Below are 15,789 nucleotides of genomic sequence, written 5' to 3' on the forward strand. Positions count from 1 at the left end.
GATTTCTTTTCCGGCCGGAACCAGGATCGCGCCGGGGCGGCTCCGCTCAGAGGCCCGCTGTCACGGGCGTTGTGTGCCGTTTGGCTCAGAGCGGGCGAAGGCGCGCAGGACCCGCGGCTCGCGGATGAGGATCCGGCGGCGGCCGGTCTCGACGATCCCCCGCTCCCGCAGGACGTGCAACGCCCGGGCGACGGTACGCCGGGCCGCTCCGATCTGCGACGCGATGTCCTCCTGCGACATCGCGCCCTCGATGAGCACGCCTTCCGGAACGCGCCGGCCGTGCTCCTCCGCCAGCCGGACCAGGACCACCGCGACCCGGCGGCTGACGTCGAAGGCCGCGGAGTCGACCCGGGCCGACTCCGCGTTGCGGAGCCGGGCCGCGACCGTCTTGATCGTCGCGATGGCGATCTCGGGCCGGGTGTGCAGGACGTCGACGAACTCCGCGCCGGTCAGCTGGTAGACGGTGCAGGGTTCGATCGCGCGCACCGACGCCGACCGCGGCCGCCCGGTCACGGCGGCGAGATCGCCGAGCACCTCGCCGGGGCCGCGCAGGCCGAAGAGCACCTCGCGGCCGTCCTCGACGATCGTGGAGACGCGCACCCAGCCGGCGACCAGCACGTGGACGTGGTCGGACGGGTCGCCCTCCATGAGCACGACGTCGTTCGCGCGAAACCGCCGGCGGGTGCCGCGGGCGAGCAGGTACTCGCGATCGGTGTCGGCGAGATAGGCCAGGAGCGCGCCCTCGCCCGTGTCGTCGTGCCCGCTCATGGCTCCCCTCCGGATCTCCACCGTAACCCGGCGTGGCGGGCCGGGGCGAGCGCCGGGACCGGTAGGGTCGCCGCGTGGACGTGGAGATCTACACCGACGGCGCGTGCAGCGGGAACCCGGGACCGGGCGGCTGGGGCGCGGTCCTCCGGTACGGGCGGCACGAGCGCGAGCTCTACGGCGGCGAAGCCACCCCGACGACGAACAACCGGATGGAGCTGACGGCGCCGATCCGGGCGCTGGAGAGCCTGACCCGGCCGTCGCAGGTCCGCGTATACACCGACAGCACGTACGTGCGCAACGGGATCACGCAGTGGCTGCCGCGCTGGAAGAGCAACGGCTGGCTGACGGCGGCGCGCGAACCGGTGAAGAACGCGGACCTGTGGCAGCGCCTGGACGCCGCGGTCGGCGAGCACGAGGTCGAGTGGCTGTGGGTCAAGGGCCACGCGGGGCACCCGGAGAACGAGCGCGCGGACCGGCTCGCGGTGCGCGGGGCCCAGGAGGCGCGGGAGATCGGGAAGCCGGTCAACGCGGGTTAGTCCGAAGTGGACGGACGCTGCGCCGTTCGGGCGATCGGCGTTCCCGCCGCCGGGTTTCCGGTGCAGGATCGGACCCTTCCGGACCGGGGAGGGAACGGGATCTCGCCATGGTGCGCACGGTCGACGGCAAGCCGAAGCCGTTCGGGGAGGACAAACCGCCGAAGGGGCGGGCAGCTCTGCTGGCGGCAGCCGTGGTCGGCGCCGCCGCCGCGGGCGGCACCGCGCTGAGCGGCGGCGCGGCTTCGATCGAGTCCGGCGGGGGATCGAGTCTGCAGGCGCGGAACGCCGGCAAGGAGTCGGCGCGCAAGGGCAAGCACGAAGACGCGATGAAGCGCCTCGGCCTCAAGACGCTGAAGAAGATCGCGAAACGCGAACTGAAGTGCGCCCCGTATGCGTTCGGGCAGGTCCGGCAGTTCTTCTTGCGCCATCCGTGCAAGGCGCTCTCGCGGATGCTGCTGGCCGTCGGAGACGGTGCCGGAAACACTGTCGTCGTCACGATCGCGTGGGTCCGGATGCCGAAAGCCGCCGAGGCTCGCGACCTGCGGGACCTGGCCGACCGGGATGGGAGCGGGAACATCTACGCCCTGCCTGACGCGCTGCTGAAGCGGGCGGGCGTGCGGTTCACCGGCGAGCACTACGAGTCGCGCCTCGACGGCTCCCTCCTGGTGATCGCCGAGGCGGCCGGCGGCGGCCACCCGGATCCGGCGGTCCTCGACGCCGCGGCCGACGTCGCGGCGGCGTTTCCCGCGCCCTGAAATCCCGTGCTCCCCCAGCAGCGAAACGCACTACAGCGCTCCGGTGGCCCGGACGCGCCGTGGCACAATTCGCCGGTGCCTCCCGCTTCGTGCCCGTGCGGCCTCGCCGAGTCCTACACCGCCTGCTGCGGCCGGTTCCACGAAGGCGGCCTCGCGGCACCGACCGCCGAACTGCTGATGCGCTCGCGGTACAGCGCCTTCGCCGTCGGGGACACCCCCTACCTGCTGCGCACCTGGCACCCGGACACCCGGCCACGCCGGCTGAGCCTGGACCCGCGTCAGGAATGGACGCGGCTGGAGATCCTCGCCCGCACCGGCGGCGGCCTGCTGCACACCGAGGGCACGGTCGAGTTCCGCGCGCACTACCGCCACCACGGCCGCGACGGCTTCCTCGAGGAGAACAGCCGCTTCCGCCGTGACGGCGGCCACTGGGTCTACCTCGACGCGGAAGCCTGATGGGCACCGCCGTCGTCGGCGTGGCCGGCGCTCTCCTCCAGCACCGGCTGGCCGCGCGCAGCCGCCGGTGGCAGCGGGAAGACGCGCTCGGCAAGCTGAAGCAGACCGTCTACGCCGAGTACCTGCGCTCGATCAGCGCGAGCCACGGCCAGGCGATGGCCGGCGAACGGACCCGTGCCGAGGACGCCCGCCTGCACGCCGCCACGGCCGAGATCGAAGTCCTCGCCGGAGCGGCGGTTTCCGGACCGGCCCGGGAGCTCACGACCACCGTGATCGACACCCACGCGAGGATCGCCGCCGGTGACGGCGTCGAGGAAACGACCGTGGCCGCGGTCAACCGCCGGCGGCTCGAAGTGATCGCGCTCTTCAAGGCCGATCTCGAGATCGAGCCGTAGCCCGAAACCCGCCACGAACACCGCCACCGCCGTGCTAAACAGTGCGGCGATGGGAAAACTGACGCGCCGCGCCCGGGCCAGAGCCGACTACCTCGGTTTCATGGGCGCCCGGGAGTGGCCGCTCGCCGCTTCCGGGCTCGGGGTCGTGCTCGGGGTCGTAACCGTCCTGCCGAGCGCCGTCGGGGTCGTGCTCTCCGTCGTCGCCCTCGGGCTCGGCCTCGCCACCTTCACCCGGGACGTCCGGCTGCTGCGCCGCCGCTGGGCCGGGTTCGCCTTCACCGCCATCGCCGCGCCCTTCCCGACCGCGGAGCTGCCGCCGCCGTCGGCCTACCCGCCCTCGGAGTACCTCGCCGTGCCCGCCCGCGGGACCGCGCTGGTCAGCGCCGCGATCGACCGGGACCTCTGGACGGAACGGCACACGATCACCGTCGCCGAAGAGCCCTACCGGCTGCCGCCCGCCCTCAAAGCGACCGCGCCGCACGTGCTGCCGCTGCGGGCGCGCGGGCGGCTGCTGTTCAACGGCCCGATCGTCGGCCTGCGTGGCGACCCGCTGCCGGCCACCGGTGCGCGGCCCGCGCCGATCCGGCTGCACCGCGCCCGGTTCTTCGACGCCGTCTGCTCGAACGAACTCGGCACGCTCCGCATCACCCGCGCCGACACCGGCGAGGAGTACGACCTGCGCAAGGCCGAGCTGACCGACACCGACGGCGCCCTCCGTGAGCTGAGCAGCAGCACGCTGGCGGACCTCGTCGGCGTCTCCACCGTCGCGTTCACCACCGACGGCAAGCTCGTCACCGTCCGGCAGTCGTCGCTCAACGCCGTGAGCGGGCTGCTGCTCGCGCCGTCGGGCAGCGGCTCGCTCGAACCCCGGGACCTGCGCACCCTGGGCGGCGGTCCGCGCCGGTTCCTCCACACCACCGTCTGCGCCGGGATGGAACGCGAACTGTGCGAGGAGAGCGGCCTCCGGCCCCAGGACGTCCGCGAGACGAAGCTCGTCGGGTTCGCGCGCTGGATGGAACGCGGCGCCAAGCCGGAGTTCTTCGGCGTGACCGAGCTGGCGGTCGACAGCGCCGAGGTCGCGGGCCGGTGCCCGGTCAGCGGTGAGCGCCTCTACAGCGCCGGGCTGACGCTCTTCGACGTCGACCTCCCGGCCATCGGGGCCGCACTGGGCGACGGTGTCCCGCTCAGCGAGGCACTTCCGCGGCGGATCTGGGAGGACGGTTCGCTGCCGCTCCTGCTGGCGCCGCCCGCCAGGCCGCCGCGGCGGCCTGGCGGGCGGCGCGGATCTGACCGGTTCGCCCCTGTTCTCCGGGTGACCGGACCGCTACGATCGTCCGCAATTGTTAGGAAAGTTCCCTAACGATGGTCCCGTTGTTCCCCACGCCGCCGTGGTGCCTAGGAGGCGCGCTAGTGAGCTATCGGCAGAAAAGAACCCGGACCCTCGTGGCGGCGGCGGTGCTCGCCGTCGCCGTGAGCGGGGCGACCGTCCCGGCGGCCACCGGCCAGGAGCAGGCGAGAGCGACGGTCGCGGCCGCGGGCCCGGCCACCGCCGTCCCCGGCTTCCTGATCCAGACGTCGGCGCAGGTCAGCGACGACGCGGCGGTCTCGAAGCCCGGCTTCGACACCGCCGGCTGGTACCCCGTCGGTCCGCGCTCGACCGTCTACGCGGGCCTGCTGGCCAACGGCAAGTACGCCGACCCGTTCTACTCGACGAACATGAAGAACGTGCCGACCGCGGACTTCAAGGTCCCGTGGTGGTACCGCACCGACCTCACCGTCACCGACACCACGCAGCGCACCTACCTCGACTTCAGCGGCGTGCTGTCGAAGGCCGACGTCTGGGTCAACGGGACGCGGATCGCGGACAAGACCCAGGTCACCGGCGCCTACACCCGCCACGACCTGGACATCACCGCGCAGGTGAAGGCCGGCACCAACAGCATCGCGTTCAAGGTCTACCCGAACGACCCGAACAAGGACCTGTCGATGGGCTGGATCGACTGGGCGCAGACCCCGCCGGACCAGAACATGGGCATCGTGCGGGACGTCCTCGTCCGGCGCAGCGGCCCGGTGGCGTTGCGCGGCGGCCACGTCGTCACGAAGCTGACCGGGACGGCCCACGCCGACCTCACGGCGAAGGCCGACGTCCGCAACGACTCGGCGGCCGCGGTCTCCACGACGGTGTCCGGCACGGTCGCCGGCAAACCGGTCAGCCAGACCGTGTCGCTGGCGGCCAAGGAGAAGAAGACCGTCACCTTCCCGGTGATCGGGATCGACAACCCGCAGGTCTGGTGGCCGGCCGGGATGGGCGGGCAGCCGCTCTACGACCTCGACCTGACCGCGAGCGTCGGCGGCACGGCGTCGGACTCCTCCCACTCGAGCTTCGGCGTCCGCCAGGTGACGGCGAACAAGAACGCCGGCGGCGGCCGATCCTACACGATCAACGGGCGCCCGCTGCTGATCAAGGGCGGCGGCTACTCGCCGGACCTGTTCCTGCGCTGGAACGAGCAGTACGCGGCGGACAAGCTCGCCTACGTCAAGGACCTCGGGCTCAACACCGTGCGCCTGGAGGGGCACATCGAGCCGGACGAGTTCTTCGACCTCGCCGACCGGATGGGCGTGCTGACGCTGCCCGGCTGGGAGTGCTGCGACAAGTGGGAGGGCCAGGTCAACGGCGACGAGAAGGGTGACCCCTGGACCGCCGCGGACTACCCCGTCGCGAAGGCGTCGATGACCGCGGAGGCCGAGCGCCTGCGCGACCACCCGAGCGTCATCTCGTTCCTGATCGGCAGTGACTTCGCGCCCGACGCGACGATCGAGAAGAACTACCTCGACGCGCTGAGCGCCGCGGACTGGCCCACTCCGGTGGTCCCGGCCGCGTCGGCGAAGTCGTCGCCGCAGCTCGGGTCGTCCGGCATGAAGATGAACGGCCCGTACGACTACGTCCCGCCGAACTACTGGTACGACAAGGCGCACAGCGACCTCGGTGGCGCGTGGAGCTTCAACTCGGAGACCAGCGCCGGGCCGGACATCCCGACGATGGACACGCTCAAGCGGATGATGTCCTCGAGCGAGCTCGACACGATGTGGAAGAGCCCGTCGACCGCGCAGTACCACCGGTCGTCGTCCTCGACGTTCGCCAACCTGAAGCTCTTCGGCGACGCGCTGACCGGCCGCTACGGCAAGCCGGCGAGCCTGGACGACTTCGTCCGCAAGGCGCAGCTGGCGCAGTACGAGAACGTCCGCGCCGAGTTCGAGTCGCACTCGCGCAACTTCAGCGACAGCTCGAACCCGGCCACCGGGATCATCTACTGGATGCTCAACAGCGGCTGGACGTCGCTGCACTGGCAGCTGTTCGACGCCTACCTCGACCAGAACGGCTCCTACTTCGGGGCCAAGAAGGCGAACGAGCCGCTGCACATCCAGTACTCGTACGACACCAAGTCGGTCGTCGTGGTCAACCACAACCACGACGCGGCGGCGAACCTCACCGCGTCCGTCAAGCTCTACAACCTCGACGGGACGGAGAAGTTCAACCAGTCGAAGACCGTGTCGGTGGGCGGTGACGGCGCGAAGACCACCGCGCTGACCATCGGTTCGGTCAGCGGCCTGTCGACGACGTACCTGGCGAAGCTGGTCCTGACCGACGGGTCGGGCAAGGAGGTCAGCCGCAACGTCTACTGGCTGTCCACCAAGGCCGACACGCTCGACTGGGCCAACAGCGACTGGTACTACACGCCGACGACGTCGTACGCCGACCTGTCCGGGCTGAACGGCCTGGCCCAGGTGACGCTCGGGTCGACCGCGACCTCGACGGCCAACGCCGACGGCACCACGACGACCAAGGTGACGCTGACGAACGGCTCGGCGAACAAGGTGCCGGCGTTCTTCGTCGACGCGCACGTCGTCGGCGCGGCGGGCGCGCCGGTGCTGCCGGTGCGGTGGACCGACAACCAGGTCAGCCTCTGGCCGGGCGAGTCGACCACGCTGACGGCGACGTACCGGACCGCGGACCTCAAGGGCGCCAAGCCGTCCGTGCGGGTCGCGGGCTGGAACACCGGGACGAAGACGATCCCGGCGGACGGCACGGTCGATCCCGGCCCGGGCAACCCCGTCGACTACCAGGCCGAGAACGCCACGATCACCGGCGGCGTCGCGGAGTCGAACCACGCCGGCTTCACCGGCACCGGGTTCGTCAACTACGACAACGCGACCGGCAGCGCGGTGGAGTTCTCCGTCGACGCGGCCGCCGCGGGACCCGCGAACGTCGTCCTGCGGTTCGCCAACGGCACCACGGTGAACCGGCCGATGGACATCACGGTCAACGGCACGGAGGTGGCGTCCGCGGTGGCCTTCGGCGGCACGGGGAACTGGGACACCTGGCAGACGGTCACCGTGCCCGTCACGCTGACCGCCGGGACGAACAAGATCAAGGCGACCGCGACGACCGCCAACGGCGGCCCGAACGTCGACAAGATCACCGTCTAGCGCAAGTCCGTGAATGTCGCATTGAGGGACTTGAAGTCTCTCAATGCGACATTCACAGCTTTCAGAGGGAGTCCCAGAGCAGGCGCTGGTCGCGGTCCGGGTCGGACACCGTCGTGGAGACGTCGTCGAAGAGGCGCGTGACGCGGTCGGCCGTGGCGTAGCGGGGCCAGCCCGGGTCGCCCGTCGCGATGAACCGGACCCACGCGTCGAACATCTCCGTCGCCATCGCCTGCATCCGCTCGGCCGGGAACGGCCGGCCGGCGAAGAGGAACCGCCAGTTCCTGTTGCGGATGTCGTCGAACGTCAACGGCAGGTCGAGCCCGTGCGGCGCGCCGAGACCGCGACCGCGCGGGGCGATCCGCCAGTCCAACCGGTACATCCAGGCGTCCTGCTGCTTCTCGGCGAAGCGGATCGCCGGGATCCACCAGTCCCCCGCGGTCAGCGCGCGGTTGCGGATCTGCTCCTCGGGCCAGTCGAGTAGGTCGTTATACACCTCGACGGCCTTCTCGACGGCGGAAACGTCCAGCATCGTCGAGCCCACGCCCAGGAGCTTCGCGCCGCCCGACTGCAGCCAGCTGAACAGGTCCTCCTCGTCGGCCGTCGTCCCGATCAGCAGCGGAACCTGGCGGACGCCGTCCAGCGGCCGTTCCGGCAGCAGCTCGTCGCCGACGACCACGCGGTAGGTCACCTTGGTCCCGGAGACCGCGGAAACCCGTTGCTGCGCTTCGAGAATCCGCTTCACGGGCAGCGTCGCCAGGTCCTCCGGCGCGGCGTCCAGTTCGGAAAGGACCGCGGAAGCGATCGCCGTGCCTTCGGCCGGGGTGTGCACGACCGAGCCGACGCCGGTGCCGCTCTGCACGATCGCCTGGTGGACGAGCCCGCGCGTGGCGGGCACCGCGAGCAGCGTCCCGACCGTGCGGCCGCCGTTGGACTGCCCGGCGAGCGTCACCCGGCCCGGGTCGCCCCCGAACGCGGAGATGTTGTCGCGCACCCACTCCAACGCGGCGACCTGGTCGCGCAGGGACAGGTTGGAGCCGGCGACGCCGGGCAGGTGCAGCAGGCCGAGCACGCCGAGCCGGTAGGCGACGGTCACCACGACGACGCCGCGCCGCGCATAGGCGGACGCGTCGAACTGGTGCGGAGCGCCCATCACGCCGCCCCCGCCGTGGATCCAGACGAGCACGGGGTACGAGCCGGGCGGCTCCGGGGCGTAGACGTTCAGGTAGAGGCAGTCCTCGTCGCCGGTGAAGCCGCGTCCGGTCAGCTCCGGCTGCGGGGCCCGGGCCGCCCACCGCGTGGCGTCGCGCTCGCCGGACCACGGCGGCACCGGCCGGGGCGCGCGGAACCGCAGCTCCCCCACCGGCGGTGCGGCGTAGGGCACGCCGAGGAACGTCCTGACTCCGTCCTGTCCGGACCCGCGCAGGGCACCGGCCGCGATCTCCACCGTCCTCACGCGATCCAGCCTAGGCGCGGGACTTGCCCTGGAGTGCGCTCCAGCGTGTTGACTGGGGCACACACACTGGGAGGGAATCGTGACCGCAGCAGAGAACAAGCAGCTCCTGAGAACCGCCTTCGACGCCTGGGGCACCGGCGACATCCGGCCGCTGCTCGCCGCCATGGCCGACGACGTCGTGTGGACCGTCAGCGGGCACAACAGCTGGTCGGGCAGCTTCCACGGCAAGGACTCGGTCCGCCGCGACCTGCTCGGGCCGCTCGGCGAGCAGTTCGACGGCACCTACACCAGCACCGCGAGCCGGTTCGTCGCCGAGGACGACGTCGTCGTGGTCGAGACGCGAGGCAGCGTCGCCACGAAGGCCGGGCCGCGCTACGACAACCAGTACTGCTTCGTGTTCCGCGTGACCGACGGCCGGATCCGCGAGATCACCGAGTACCTGGACACGCAGCTGGTCGCCGAGGTGCTCACCGAGCTGGCCAGGTGACACCCGCCGCGGCGGACGGGTAATGATTACCCCGTGCACATAGCGGCAGAGATAGTGGCGCTGGTCGTGACGGTCCTCTTCGTCAGCGCGGTGGCGCGGCGGCTGGACTGGTCCGCCCCGCTGTGCCTGATCGTCGTCGGGGTCGGCGCGTCCTACGTGCCGGGCGTGCCCGAGTACCACCTCGACCCCGAGGTCGTCCTGCTCGGCCTGCTGCCGCCGCTGCTCTACTCGGCGGCCATCCAGACGTCGCTGGTCGACTTCCGGAAGAACCGCGCGGCGATCGGGCTCATGTCGGTCGGGCTCGTCGTGTTCACCGCCTTCGGCGTCGGGCTCGTCGCCTGGGCGGTGATCCCCGACCTCCCGCTGGCCGGCGGGATCGCACTCGGCGCCATCGTCGCCCCGCCGGACGCAGTCGCCGCCAGCGTCGTCGCCCGCCGCGTCGGCATGCCCCGCAAGCTGATCCGGCTGCTGGAGGGCGAGAGCCTCTTCAACGACGCGGCCGCGCTGGTCGCCCTGCGCACGGCCATCGCCGCGCTGGCCGGCTCGGTCAGCCTCTGGCAGGTCGGGGCCGACTTCCTGCGTGCGGCCATCGGCGGGATCGTGGTCGGGCTGGTCGTCGGGTTCGTGGCCGCGTTCATCCGCGCCCGGCTGAACGAGCCGGTGCTGGACACCGCGCTGTCGTTCGCCGTGCCGTTCATCGCCTACATCCCGGCCGAGGCGATCCACGGCTCCGGCGTGCTCGCCGTCGTCGTCGCCGGGCTCATCCTGGGGCACAAGGCACCGAAGATCCTCTCCGGCTCGGCCCGGCTGGCCAGCAGGCTGAACTGGCAGACCATCGCGTTCCTGCTGGAGAACATGGTCTTCCTGCTGATCGGCCTGCAGCTGCGGCGGATCCTGTCCGAAGTCGGCGAATCCGGGCTGTCGCTGTTGCTGCTGACCTGGATCTGCGTCGCGGTGCTCGGCGCGACCATCGTCACGCGGGTGCTGTACCTGATCGGCATCGGCACGGTGAAGCGGCTGGAGCGACGGCTGCTGCCCGGCAAGCCCCGGGCGAAGATCTGGCCGTGGCGCTACTCGGCCGTGATCGCCTGGGCGGGGATGCGCGGCGTGGTCACGCTCGCCGCGGCGTTCGTGCTGCCCGCGGACACCCCGCAGCGGGCCGTGCTGGTGCTCGCCGCGTTCGTCGTCGTGGCCGGCACCCTGGCCGTGCAGGGCATGACGCTGCCGCCGCTGATCCGGCGGCTGCGCCTGCCGCGGCCGGACCCGGCGGAGGACGCGCTGCAGGAAGCGTCCGTGCTGCACGACATGACCACCGCGGCGCTGGCGAAGCTCGAAGAGATCCAGCAGCCGGACGACCCGCCGGAGATCATCCAGCGCATCCGCGACCGGCTGCAGAACCGCTCCGACTCCGCGTGGGAGCAGCTCGGCAGGCAGAGTGTCCTCGCCGAGACGCCGAGCGACGCCTACCGCCGCCTGCGGATCCAGCTCCTCGAAGTGGAACGCGAGCAGTTCCTGAAGGCCCGTGACGCCGGCAGCGCCGACGACGACGTCCTGCGGAAGGTCCTGGAGCGGCTCGACATCGAAGAGTCCATGCTCGACCGGGACGAAGAGGAACCCGACGTCGAAGGCCGCGAGCTGCGCACCCCGGCCGCGACGGCCGGGTCGTGCAAGCACCTGGCCCACGAGTGGGCCGACAAGGAGCCCAGTTCGAAGGACACCTGCGCCGCCTGCATCGAGGAAGGCACGACCTGGGTGCACCTGCGGATGTGCCTGAAGTGCGGCAACGTCGCCTGCTGCGACTCGTCGCCTCGGCGCCACGCCACCCGGCACTTCCACGAATCCCGCCATCCGGTCATGCGCAGCTTCGAGCCGGGCGAGACGTGGCGATGGTGTTTCGTGGACAAGCAACTCGGTTAGGGTCGAGGCCATGAGCACGCCCGAGCAGGAGATCGAATACCGCCAGCACCGCTTCAGCCCGCCGCCGGGCGCGACGGAGATCTTCCTGGTGCGCCACGGCGAGTCGGCTCCCGCCCGCGGCGAAAACCCCTTTCCGCTGGTCGACGGCCAGGCCGACCCGGAGCTCGCGCCCGACGGCCGCGACCACGCCCGGCGCGTCGGCGACCGGCTGGCCGGCGAGCGGATCGACGCGATCTACGTGACGACCCTGCGCCGCACGGCGGAGACCGCGGCGCCGCTGGCGGAGAAGCTCGGGATCACGCCGGTCGTCGAGCCGGACCTGCGCGAGATCCACCTCGGCGACTGGGAGAACGGCCTCTTCCGGAAGTACACGACCGACGGCCATCCGATCGTCGAGCGGCTGTGGGCCGAGCAGCGCTGGGACGTCATCCCGGGCGCGGAGTCCGACGAGCGGTTCGGCGCCCGGCTGCGCGGCGCGCTGACGCGGATCGCCGCCGCGCACCCGGACCGGCGCGTCGCCGTGTTCACCCACGGCGGCGTGATCGGCGAGGTGTTCGCGCAGGCCAGCCGCTCGGTCGAGCGGTTCGCGTTCCTCGGCGCCGACAACGGGTCGATCTCGCACCTGGTGCTGCACGGCGACAGCTGGATCATCCGGCGCTTCAACGACACGGGCCACCTGGCTACCCCGCTCGGTTGAGCTTCCCCGCCGCGACGAACTGCACGGTCACCAGGATCGAGACGGCCTCCGCGGCGAGCAGCCCGATCAGCACCAGCACCTGCGTCATGCCCGCCTGCACCGGGCCCGCGCCGCCCAGCAGCACGCCGACGTAGGCGCCCGGCAGCGTCACCAGGCCGACCGTGCGGGTCTGGTCCAGCGCCGGGATCAGCGCGTGCCCGGCCGACGGGCGGCAGATCTCCAGCGCGGCGGGCCGCGGCAGGAACCCCAGGGCGAGCGCCGCTTCGTACTCGCCGTGGCGGGCCTTCAGCTCGTCGAGCGCCCGGCGCGCGGCCTGCGACGTCGCGGTCATCGCGCCGCCGATGACGATGCCGGCGATCGGCACCACCGCGATCGGCTCGAGCGGGACCACCCCGGCGCCCAGCACGAGGGCGAGCACCGGCGCGACGCCCGCCGCGATCGCCAGCGCCGTCCACGGCAGGTTCGCCCAGGTGCCGGCGCGCCGGGCCGACGTCACCGCGGCGATGCCGAACATCAGCAGCACGAACACGCCGGTGAGCGGGGGCGACCGCAGGACGGCGGTGATCACCAGCGACACGAGAGCCAGCTGCGCCACCGCCCGGACGGCGGCGATCAGCACGTCGCGTCCCCGCCCGAGCCCGCCGGCCCGGACGACCGCGGTGGCGGTGGCGGCGAGCAGGACCAGGACCGCCACCAGGGCGGGTCCGAAGGTGATCGCGGCGTTGCTCACGCCGCCGATCCTGCCCCAGAACTCAGACGGCGCAGCTGAACTGGCGGCCCGGCTCGGCGACGGTCTTCTCGGCGACGACGACGCCGTCGACCACGATCCGGCAGCGCAGCTCGCCGGGCCCGGGGTTGCGGGCGGCGATGCTGTAGAACTCGGTGCGGCCGGCCGGGCCGACGCGGGTGAACTCCGCCGACCACGGCGTCGTCACCTCGGCGCGCTGGGTCAGCGCCGAACCCGCGGCGGCGTACGTGACGTCCTGGGCGCGGTGCGCGCCGAGCAGCTCGTAGACGACGGAATGGCTGACGGTGGCGACCGCGGCCGGCACGACCGGCGCGGCCACCGGCTCTTCCCTGGCCGGTCCGCGCGCGGTCCGGGGCACGACGAACGTCGTCACCGCGACGGCGGCGGCGAGCACGCCCAGGACGACCACGACGCTGCCGGCCGACCTGGCACGGCGCGGACAGTCGTGGCCGAGCCGGATCGCGGTGGGAACACCCATGGAGAGGTCTTCTCTCGTCGCGCGCACTTCCGCCGAGTGCGTCGACCTATATCTCGCCGTGACCTCACTGCGCGTTAGCCGTGCTTCGCGAGATGTGCAACTTTCACCCAAATGGGTGCCCTCAGTCCACGAGCCCCGCTTCGGCGAGCATCCGCAGGACCCGCTGACCGGCGGGCGGGCAGGCCGGCGCTTCGGCGGAGGTGAGCCAGGCGGCCTCGGCGATCTCCCGCGACGGCGTGGGCTCGCCCCGGTGGTCGGCGGTGTAGCAGGTCATCCGGACCAGCCGGCCGTCGGCGAACCCGTCGGCCTGCTCTTCGAGGGCGGCGAAGAAGCGGAAGGTGAGCGGGTCGAGCTCGACGCCGAGCTCTTCGCGGATCTCCCGGCACAACCCGGCGACGTCGCCCTCGCCCGGCTCGCGCTTGCCGCCGGGGAGGTAGAACTTCGTCTTCCCGGTGGTGCGGACGGACAGCAGGCGGCGGTCGCGGACGTGGATCCAGGCCAGTGCGTCGATGGTTTTGTCGGACCCCGGGTGCATGATCTGGAGTATGTACGAAGAGGCGGCGCCTCCCGGGGCGCTGGCGGGCGTGGCGCGCTGCGTGTGGCGGTCGGCTTCGGCGGGACCGAAGCGGATCGTCCCCGACGGCTGCCTGGACCTGGTCGTCGGCGACGGCGCGGTGTTCATCGCGGGCCCGGACACGGCGGCGTGGTCGTCGGTGACCCGGCCTCGCGCGGAGCTTCGAGGAGTGAGGTTCACACCCGGGCGGGCACCAGCGGTCCTCGGCGTGGCGGCCGACGAGCTGCGCGACCGCCGGGTGCCGTTGGGTGAGGTGTGGGGGCGTGCCGGGGAGGAGCTGGCGGAGCGGTTGCTGTCGGGTGAGCTGACGCCGGCGCAAGCGGTTGCGTCGCGGTTGCCGGAGGTGCCGCCGGCGGACCCGGCGGTGGCGGCGCTGATCGCGAGGCTGGACGCGGGAGCGGCACGGGTCGCGGAGGCGGCGGCGATGGTGACGGGAGCAGCCCGCACCGCGGCGGCGCTCGACCGAAGCGGCGCGGATCCGGCCTCACTCACCACCCAAAGCGCCGGCCCAGCCCGAGCCGCCGCCCTCCTCGCCCGGCCGGGCGCACCCCGGGCCGCGCCGGAGCTCACCGCCGCGCGGCTCGAAGACCCCGGGCCCTTCGCGGTGAGCGAGCGGCGGCTGCGGCGGCGGTTCGTCCAGGCCGTCGGGTACGGGCCGGCCACCTACCTCCGGGTCAGCCGCTTCCAGCGCGCCGTCGCCCTGGCTCCGCGCACCCCCGGGCTGGCCGCGCTGGCCGCCGCCGCGGGGTATGCCGACCAAGCGCACCTCAGCCGGGACTGCCGGGCCCTCACCGGGCTGACACCCCGCGCCTACTTCCGCCCACCCTCCACTGTGGACGAGGCGGTGCGTGACCGGCTCCGTTCGGCGTAACCCGTGCGGGCAACCGGAAGTGGACTCTCACCCGGGAGGGTAAGCGGACGGTAAACGACTACCAGGAGCGCTATCCTCCCTTCGACCAGTGATCAGGGAGGGCGTGTGGCCACCATCAGCGACGTCGCGGCGAGGGCCGGCGTCTCCACGGCGACCGTGTCGCGCGCGCTCAACGGCAAGTCCACTGTGGACCCGATGCTCGCCGCGCGCGTCCAGGAGGCGGCCGCCGAGCTCGGCTATCACCCGAACGGGCTGGCGCGGAACCTCCGCCGCCAGGAGACCGCGGTCCTCGCGCTGATCATCTCCGACGTCGAAAACCCGTTCTTCACGGCCATCGCGCGCGGGGTCGAGGACCTCGCGCAGCGGTCGGGCTACTCCGTCGTGCTCTGCAACTCCGACGAGAACGAGGACAAGGAACGGCGCTACATCGAGGTCGCGCTGCAGGAGCGGGTCGCCGGCGTGGTGCTGTCGCCCACCGGCCGGTCGACGAACGTCGAGGGCCTGCGCCGTCAGGGCACGCCGCTGGTGGCGGTGGACCGCCCGCTGCCCGCCGACACGGGCGACCAGGTCCTGGTCGACACGCGCCACGCCGCCGCCGAAGCCACGCGGCACCTGCTGGCGGGCGGCTACCGCCGCGTCGGCTGCCTGACCGGGCCCGCCGGCGTCCGCACGGCCGACGACCGCCTGGCCGGGTACGCCGACGTCGTCGGCGAAGCGAACGTCGTGTCCCGGCGGGCGGAATACCGGGCCGAGGGCGCCCGGCTGGCCGCGCTGGAGCTGCTCGACGAGCCGTCGCCGCCGGACGCACTCCTGGTCGCGAACAGCACGATGGCGATCGGCGTGCTCGAAGCGCTCTCGTCGCGCGGCCTGCGTTCGGGCCGTGACGTCGGCATCGTCTCGTTCGACGACGCCCCGTGGACGACGCTCATCGACCCGCCGCTGACGGTGGTCGCCCAGCCGGCGTACGAGGTCGGCCGCGTGGCGGCGCAGCTCCTGCTGGCCCGGATCGCGGACAGCAGCCGCGAAGCGACGACCACGACGCTCGAAGCCCGGCTGATCGAGCGGAAGAGCTCACGCCGCTGAGGCAGACCGAGCAGGGCAGGTCCCCCGAAGGTCGACTCGCGCACGCAGACAGCCGGTTCGAAGCAGGGGCATCCGCGGACAGA

The 15,789-nt window shown here is 72.3% G+C and carries 16 protein-coding genes; 11 read left to right on the plus strand and 5 right to left on the minus strand.

The window, feature by feature from the left end; translation table 11 throughout:
* Positions 1-60: 60 nt before the first annotated feature.
* A complete protein-coding gene (locus QRX60_RS47280) occupies positions 61-768 on the minus strand; it encodes a Crp/Fnr family transcriptional regulator (RefSeq protein ID WP_285997992.1) in 708 nt (235 codons plus the stop codon).
* Positions 769-842: 74 nt separating this feature from the next.
* On the opposite strand from QRX60_RS47280, the gene rnhA reads away from it, so the two are divergent.
* From rnhA to QRX60_RS47310, 6 genes are all read left to right on the plus strand, one after another.
* Positions 843-1,304 carry a ribonuclease HI gene (gene rnhA, locus QRX60_RS47285; protein ID WP_285997993.1) on the plus strand — a complete coding sequence of 154 codons (462 nt, stop codon included), beginning with the start codon at positions 843-845 and terminating at the stop codon, positions 1,302-1,304.
* 107 nt (positions 1,305-1,411) lie between these two features.
* On the plus strand, positions 1,412-2,059 hold the full coding sequence (locus QRX60_RS47290; protein ID WP_285997994.1) for a hypothetical protein: 648 nt from the start codon (positions 1,412-1,414) through the stop codon (positions 2,057-2,059).
* Between the two features lie 75 nt (positions 2,060-2,134).
* Entirely contained in the window at positions 2,135-2,515 is a 381-nt protein-coding gene (locus QRX60_RS47295) for a YchJ family protein (protein WP_285997995.1), read from the plus strand.
* Positions 2,515-2,910: a hypothetical protein gene (locus tag QRX60_RS47300; protein WP_285997996.1), complete on the plus strand. Its 396-nt coding sequence runs from the start codon at positions 2,515-2,517 to the stop codon at positions 2,908-2,910. Before QRX60_RS47295 ends, QRX60_RS47300 begins: the two co-directional genes overlap by 1 nt.
* Before the next feature lie 49 nt (positions 2,911-2,959).
* The gene (locus QRX60_RS47305) at positions 2,960-4,270 is read left to right on the plus strand and encodes a hypothetical protein (RefSeq protein ID WP_285997997.1); all 1,311 of its coding nucleotides are present in this window, start codon (positions 2,960-2,962) and stop codon (positions 4,268-4,270) included.
* A 50-nt stretch (positions 4,271-4,320) separates the two neighbouring features.
* Positions 4,321-7,398, plus strand: a complete 3,078-nt coding sequence (locus QRX60_RS47310) for a glycosyl hydrolase 2 galactose-binding domain-containing protein (protein WP_285997998.1) — start codon at positions 4,321-4,323, stop codon at positions 7,396-7,398.
* Positions 7,399-7,459: 61 nt separating this feature from the next.
* Here the strand turns inward: QRX60_RS47310 and QRX60_RS47315 are convergent, their stop codons facing one another.
* Positions 7,460-8,851, minus strand: a complete 1,392-nt coding sequence (locus QRX60_RS47315) for a carboxylesterase/lipase family protein (RefSeq protein ID WP_285997999.1) — start codon at positions 8,849-8,851, stop codon at positions 7,460-7,462.
* A gap of 79 nt (positions 8,852-8,930) precedes the next feature.
* On the opposite strand from QRX60_RS47315, the gene QRX60_RS47320 reads away from it, so the two are divergent.
* From QRX60_RS47320 to QRX60_RS47330, 3 genes are read left to right on the plus strand one after another with little or no spacing between them, the layout of a single operon-like run.
* Positions 8,931-9,338 carry a nuclear transport factor 2 family protein gene (locus tag QRX60_RS47320; RefSeq protein WP_285998000.1) on the plus strand — a complete coding sequence of 136 codons (408 nt, stop codon included), beginning with the start codon at positions 8,931-8,933 and terminating at the stop codon, positions 9,336-9,338.
* A 33-nt stretch (positions 9,339-9,371) separates the two neighbouring features.
* The gene (locus QRX60_RS47325; protein WP_285998001.1) at positions 9,372-11,255 is read left to right on the plus strand and encodes a Na+/H+ antiporter; all 1,884 of its coding nucleotides are present in this window, start codon (positions 9,372-9,374) and stop codon (positions 11,253-11,255) included.
* 10 nt (positions 11,256-11,265) lie between these two features.
* The gene (locus tag QRX60_RS47330) at positions 11,266-11,952 is read left to right on the plus strand and encodes a histidine phosphatase family protein (RefSeq protein ID WP_285998002.1); all 687 of its coding nucleotides are present in this window, start codon (positions 11,266-11,268) and stop codon (positions 11,950-11,952) included.
* Here the strand turns inward: QRX60_RS47330 and QRX60_RS47335 are convergent.
* From QRX60_RS47335 to QRX60_RS47345, 3 genes are all read right to left on the minus strand, one after another.
* Positions 11,936-12,682 (minus strand): ABC transporter permease, encoded by a 747-nt coding sequence (locus QRX60_RS47335; protein ID WP_285998003.1) that lies wholly within the window; start codon positions 12,680-12,682, stop codon positions 11,936-11,938. The two genes, QRX60_RS47330 and QRX60_RS47335, sit on opposite strands and share 17 nt — an antisense overlap.
* Positions 12,683-12,704: 22 nt before the next feature.
* Positions 12,705-13,178, minus strand: a complete 474-nt coding sequence (locus tag QRX60_RS47340) for an MmpS family transport accessory protein (RefSeq protein ID WP_285998004.1) — start codon at positions 13,176-13,178, stop codon at positions 12,705-12,707.
* 121 nt (positions 13,179-13,299) lie between these two features.
* Positions 13,300-13,713 (minus strand): NUDIX hydrolase, encoded by a 414-nt coding sequence (locus QRX60_RS47345; RefSeq protein WP_285998005.1) that lies wholly within the window; start codon positions 13,711-13,713, stop codon positions 13,300-13,302.
* Positions 13,714-13,723: 10 nt separating this feature from the next.
* Here QRX60_RS47345 and QRX60_RS47350 point away from each other — a divergent pair, with 10 nt between their 5' ends.
* Entirely contained in the window at positions 13,724-14,623 is a 900-nt protein-coding gene (locus QRX60_RS47350) for a helix-turn-helix domain-containing protein (RefSeq protein WP_285998006.1), read from the plus strand.
* Positions 14,624-14,728: 105 nt separating this feature from the next.
* Complete coding sequence (locus tag QRX60_RS47355; protein WP_285998007.1) at positions 14,729-15,706, plus strand: LacI family DNA-binding transcriptional regulator; 978 nt, start codon at positions 14,729-14,731, stop codon at positions 15,704-15,706.
* Positions 15,707-15,789 lie beyond the last annotated feature (83 nt).

This window comes from Amycolatopsis mongoliensis, from assembly GCF_030285665.1.
Classification (GTDB): Bacteria; Actinomycetota; Actinomycetes; order Mycobacteriales; family Pseudonocardiaceae; genus Amycolatopsis; species Amycolatopsis mongoliensis.

Coding starts and splice junctions, on each gene's coding strand:
- QRX60_RS47280 (WP_285997992.1), bottom strand. CDS start 768: ATGAGCGGGCACGACGACACGGGCGAGGGCGCGCTCCTGGCCTATCTC.
- QRX60_RS47290 (WP_285997994.1), top strand. CDS start 1,412: ATGGTGCGCACGGTCGACGGCAAGCCGAAGCCGTTCGGGGAGGACAAA.
- QRX60_RS47300 (WP_285997996.1), top strand. CDS start 2,515: ATGGGCACCGCCGTCGTCGGCGTGGCCGGCGCTCTCCTCCAGCACCGG.
- QRX60_RS47305 (WP_285997997.1), top strand. CDS start 2,960: ATGGGAAAACTGACGCGCCGCGCCCGGGCCAGAGCCGACTACCTCGGT.
- QRX60_RS47330 (WP_285998002.1), top strand. CDS start 11,266: ATGAGCACGCCCGAGCAGGAGATCGAATACCGCCAGCACCGCTTCAGC.
- QRX60_RS47340 (WP_285998004.1), bottom strand. CDS start 13,178: ATGGGTGTTCCCACCGCGATCCGGCTCGGCCACGACTGTCCGCGCCGT.
- QRX60_RS47345 (WP_285998005.1), bottom strand. CDS start 13,713: ATGCACCCGGGGTCCGACAAAACCATCGACGCACTGGCCTGGATCCAC.
- QRX60_RS47350 (WP_285998006.1), top strand. CDS start 13,724: ATGTACGAAGAGGCGGCGCCTCCCGGGGCGCTGGCGGGCGTGGCGCGC.